Source organism: Kitasatospora sp. NPDC048298, from assembly GCF_043201465.1.
Lineage (GTDB): Bacteria > Actinomycetota > Actinomycetes > Streptomycetales > Streptomycetaceae > Kitasatospora.
Genome location: NZ_JBICYZ010000143.1, coordinates 1 through 4,660 on the forward strand (window position 1 = coordinate 1; position 4,660 = coordinate 4,660).

Annotated in this window: 3 protein-coding genes; all 3 read left to right on the forward strand. The window is 68.5% G+C overall.

Annotated elements, in window-relative coordinates; translation table 11 throughout:
- Window positions 1–125: 125 nt before the first annotated feature.
- The 3 genes from ACGF0D_RS43870 to ACGF0D_RS43880 are packed head-to-tail and all read left to right on the forward strand — an operon-like array spanning window position 126 to window position 3,951.
- A complete protein-coding gene (locus tag ACGF0D_RS43870) occupies window positions 126–869 on the forward strand; it encodes a TnsA-like heteromeric transposase endonuclease subunit (protein ID WP_392926133.1) in 744 nt (247 codons plus the stop codon).
- Window positions 857–2,935: a Mu transposase C-terminal domain-containing protein gene (locus ACGF0D_RS43875; protein ID WP_392926134.1), complete on the forward strand. Its 2,079-nt coding sequence runs from the start codon at window positions 857–859 to the stop codon at window positions 2,933–2,935. Before ACGF0D_RS43870 ends, ACGF0D_RS43875 begins: the two co-directional genes overlap by 13 nt.
- A complete protein-coding gene (locus ACGF0D_RS43880; protein ID WP_392926137.1) occupies window positions 2,932–3,951 on the forward strand; it encodes a TniB family NTP-binding protein in 1,020 nt (339 codons plus the stop codon). Before ACGF0D_RS43875 ends, ACGF0D_RS43880 begins: the two co-directional genes overlap by 4 nt.
- Window positions 3,952–4,660 lie beyond the last annotated feature (709 nt).

Sequence of the window (4,660 nt, forward strand, 5' to 3'; positions counted from 1 at the left end):
TGTCTTGTGACAGCGAAGCTTCACCGTTTGTCACCGAAGTTTGATCACCGCTAGGTTCCTGCCATCGAGGTTTGACCGGGTGGGGTTGCTGGCGATCTGGGGGAACGGTGGGGGCACCGGCGCGTGTGTTCGGCGATGCGGCGTTGTCCGCGTTTGAGCTGGACTTCCTTGAGTCGGGTGAGCGTCGGCGGCAGCCGCTGGGGCTGGGATGGAGTACCCGCTTCGAATCGGCGGAGCCGGTACGGGAGTTCCGTTGGGCCAAGGGCGGCGAGAGCTTCCCGGGCTGGTACTACGCGGTAACGACCGGGAACCACGTGGGCTACGAGTCGTGGTTGGAGCGGGACCGGCTTCTGCTGCTGGACCGTGATCCGCAGGTGGTCGGGATCGCCTCGCAGCCGTTTTGGCTCCACTGGCATGACGGGCAGCGCAAGCGGCGGCACGCCCCGGACTACTTCGTGCGGCTGGCCGATGGCCGGGCCCGGGTCGTGGATGTCCGCGCTGGTGATCGTATGGACGAGTCGACGCGGGAGTCGTTCGCGGCCATGCGGCGAGCCTGTGCGGCGGTGGGCTGGGATTTTGAGTGGGTGGGCACGCCCGATCCGGTGCTCATGGCGAACATGCGCTGGTTGGGGCGGTACCGGCGGACGCGTTCGGGGCGGCCGGCGGAGGTGGCGACTCGGCTGGTCGAGGTCTTCCGGGAGCCAGCTCCGCTGTGGTCGGGTGCCGAGCGGGTGGGTGATCGGCTTCGGGTGCTGCCGGTGCTGTTTCATCTGCTGTGGTCGGGAGTGCTCGGTGCGGATCTGGAGGGCGAGCTCCTGGGGACCGAGAGTCTGGTCTGGGTTGAGGGGCGGTCGGAATGGGCGAGTTGAAGCGGCCGGCGAGGATCGCGGTCGGCGAGTGGGTGCGGTTCGAGGGGCAGGTCCGAGGGGTGGTCGCGGTCGCCGCGAATGCGGTCACCGTGACCGACTCCGACGGGCCCGCACGGGTGGTGGTCTTGGCGGAGTTGATCGCCGGAGCGGACTTCGCCGTCATCGACAGTCCCACGCGGATGCCGCTGCCGACCGCGTCGCTGCTGGAGAGCTTTCCTGCTCAGACCGTCGAGAAGGCATTGTGGTGGGAGGGCCACATCCTTGAGGTCCTGCATGGGCTGCCGCCGGACGCCGGACCGGACGCCCTCCCGCGTCCCGAGTACGGGCCGGACCGCTCGCTGACAGCGCGCCAGCGAGCCAAGGCAGCCGAGCTTACGGCCGCTGGTCTCGCGGTGACTGCGAGCACGCTCGCCCACCGGCGTCGCCGCTATCAGGCGGACGGGGTGCTGGGGCTGGCCGACCACCGGCCGGTCCGCAAGACACCTGAGTTCGGCACGGTGGACGAGGCGGTCGTGGCTGCTATGCGGCAGGCGATCGCCGAGGCGGTCGACGCTTCCACCCGGGCCGGCACGTTCATCATCTGGCGGACCGGTGAGATCCTCAAAGCGGTGTCCGACGGGCAGGCGGTCCGACTTCCCTCGCAGCGCACGCTCTACCGGCTACTGGCGAAGCTGACCGCAGGCACTCACACGTTCGGGTCGGCGGCGACCCGGCGTTCGCGGGCGCACGGGGCGGTCGGGCCGTTCGGCGAACTGCCGGCCTTCGCGCCGGGCGAGGTGATGCAGATCGACTCCACCCCGCTGGACGTGATGGTCCTGCTCGACAACGGCGTCACTGGGCGGGTCGAGCTCACCGCCATGATCGACGTCGCCACTCGGACCCTGACCGCAGCCGTGCTGCGGCCGACCACCAAGGCGGTGGACGCGAGCGTGCTGCTGGCCCGCACCGTCACTCCCGAGTTGATGCGGCCGGGCTGGGTGGACGCGTTGAAGATGTCGCGCTCGGTGCTGCCGCACCGTCGGCTCCTGGACCTAGATGAGCGGCTGGCCCACGCGGCAGCGCGTCCGGTGATCGTTCCGGAGATGATCGTCTGCGACCACGGGAAGGCGTTCATCTCGCGCAACTTCCTGTCGTCCTGCCGGTTCCTGCAGATCGACTTGCAGCCCGCGCACAAGGGCTCGGGCTTCGAGAAGGGCCACATCGAGAAGATGCTCGGCTCAGTGGCCACGCTGTTCACGCAGTTCCTGCCCGGCTACACCGGCCGCACCAGCGATCACCGCGGACGGCACCTGGAACGCGAGCGCCTGTGGTCGCTGCTGGAACTGCAGGAGATCTTGGACGAATGGGTCATCGCCAAGTGGCAGAACAGGCCGCATGACGGGCTCCGCGACCCCTCTCACCCGGGACGGATGTTCACCCCGAACGAGAAGTACGCCGCGCTGGTCGAGGCATGCGGCTACGTTCCGGTCGCGCTCAGCGGCCAGGACTATGTCGAACTGCTGCCGGCCGATTGGCGGGTCGTCAACGACTACGGCATCAGGATCAAGAACCGGATCTACGACAGCCCCGAGTTGGGACCGATGCGGCGCCGGGACTCCGGCGTCACCGCCAAACGCGGGCTCTGGGAGATCCACCGCGATCCCTACGACGCCTCGCGGATCTGGGTCCGCGACCACCGTGGCGACGGCTCGTGGGTCCAGGCGACCTGGAAGCATCTGAACCGCGTCCCGGTGCCGTTCGGCGACCTGGCCTGGGACCACGTCAGCCACAAGTTGCCCGGCGCGACAGAGACAGAGATCGCCGACGCGGTCGCTGCGTTGCTCACCCGCGCCCACGGGGGACCTGCGACTGCCGAGACGGCCAAAACCACCAAGCGGGACCGGCGAGTCGCCGCCCGAACCAAGGCCGCCGGCCCGACCGCACCGGCACCACAGCCTGCTCCCCCGTCGCAGAAGGTGGCTCCGCCGGAGCCTCGTGCCGAGGACCCTGCGGACGCAGAGACGCTGGCCAAGGTGATCCCGCTGGGCCTGTTCAACCCGCTGGAAGACCCCTGGAGACGCTCGTGACCCTGCTGGATGCCGTGACCGAAGGCCCCACGCGGCACCTGACCACGCTGGACGGTTGGCGCCACTTCGTCGCCGACCCTCCGCCGCCCCCGATCTTGCTCACTGCGGCCGAGTACGCGGCTCTGCCCGAACTCGACCAGGCCATCTACAACGAAGGTCGCCTGGACCACCATGCCCGGCTGCTGGTGGTGGCCACCTCCACCGTCCGCCACACCGTCACCTGCGGTCGCCGACTCGTCGTGCTGAACCGCCACGCCATCAGCGCCCGCCGCGGTCTGATCGTCTCCGGGCCGGCTGGCACCGGAAAGACGATCGCCATCACCCAGCTCGGACGCGCCCACGAACTCCTGGACCGGGCCCGTCATCCGAACGGACACGACCGGATCCCGGTCCTCTACGTCACCGTCCCGCCCGCCGCGACGGCACGCATGATCGCGGCTGAGTTCGCCCGTTTCCTTGGCCTGCCGGTCAAGAGCCGGGCGAACATCACCGACATCATCGAGGCCGTCGTCGGTGTCTGCACCGACACCCGCACCGGGCTCGTGCTGGTCGACGAGCTGCACAACATCTCGCTGACCACACGTCACGGTGCCGAAGTTGCTGACACCCTGAAGTACTTCTCCGAGCGAATACCGGCGACATTCGTCTACGCCGGGATCGGCATCGAACGCAGCACCCTGCTGTCGGGCACCCGTGGCGCCCAGATCGCGGGACGCTTCACTCTGGTCCCCTCTCATCCCTTCCCCTACAACAGCGAGTGGAAGGGGCTGGTCGCCACCCTGGAGGACACCCTGCTGCTGCTCAGGCACCGGCCCGGGAGCCTGGCCAAGCTGGACCGCTACCTGCACGACCGCACGGGCGGCATGATCGGCGCCTTGTCTCACCAGATCCGCGGCGCGGCGATCGACGCCATCCTCAGCGGCACCGAAAAGATCACCAAGGATGGGCTGCAGGCCGTCCCGCTGGACGTCGCCGCCGAATCGCCAGAGCTTCTTGCCTCAGGACCCTGGGAGTGACAGAGCCGTTCCGGACCAGCCAGCGGATTCCCCGTCTGCCTATCCAGGTCCGCCCTCTGGCAGGCGAGGGATTTCGGCCGTTCATAGCCCGTCTGGCCCGCGCTAACCACCTCGACCCCGACTACCTGCGGACCTGCCTTTGCGGCTCCCGCGGCCGACCGAATGCGACCAGCTGGAGTCGCCTGGCCGAGGCAACCGGCCGAGACGCCGCCCTCCTGCAGGAGGTGCTGGAAAGCAAGCCGTGCCCCGAGTGCGGCGATCCACTGCCAGTAGGCCCAGGCGTCGGCCGCCGGCGGATGTGGTGTTCCCTGCGCTGCCGGATCTCCGCCCACCGCAACCGCTACTCCAAAAACCCACGGCCGATGATGCTGCAACTGACCACCTTCACCTGCGAGCACTGCAAGGGCCGCTTCCGACAGCGCCGTCTTGCCCGCTGGTGTTCAGCGAGTTGCCGGGAAGCGATACTGAAGGAGCACCGCGGTCAGCGATGCGGAATGTGCGGCACTCCGCTGGTCAACGCTCCCGGCGGACGGACGCGCCTGTGGTGTTCCAGGGCTTGCCGTCTAAGAGCATTCCGCCAGCGCCAACCAGCGCGGTCCAGCCAGGAAGTCCAAGCAACGGAAGCCTAACCGCCGCCTGGCGAACTACTGGCACAAGCAGGTCGATCAAACTTCGATGGCAAACGGTGAAACTTCGCTGTCACAGGACA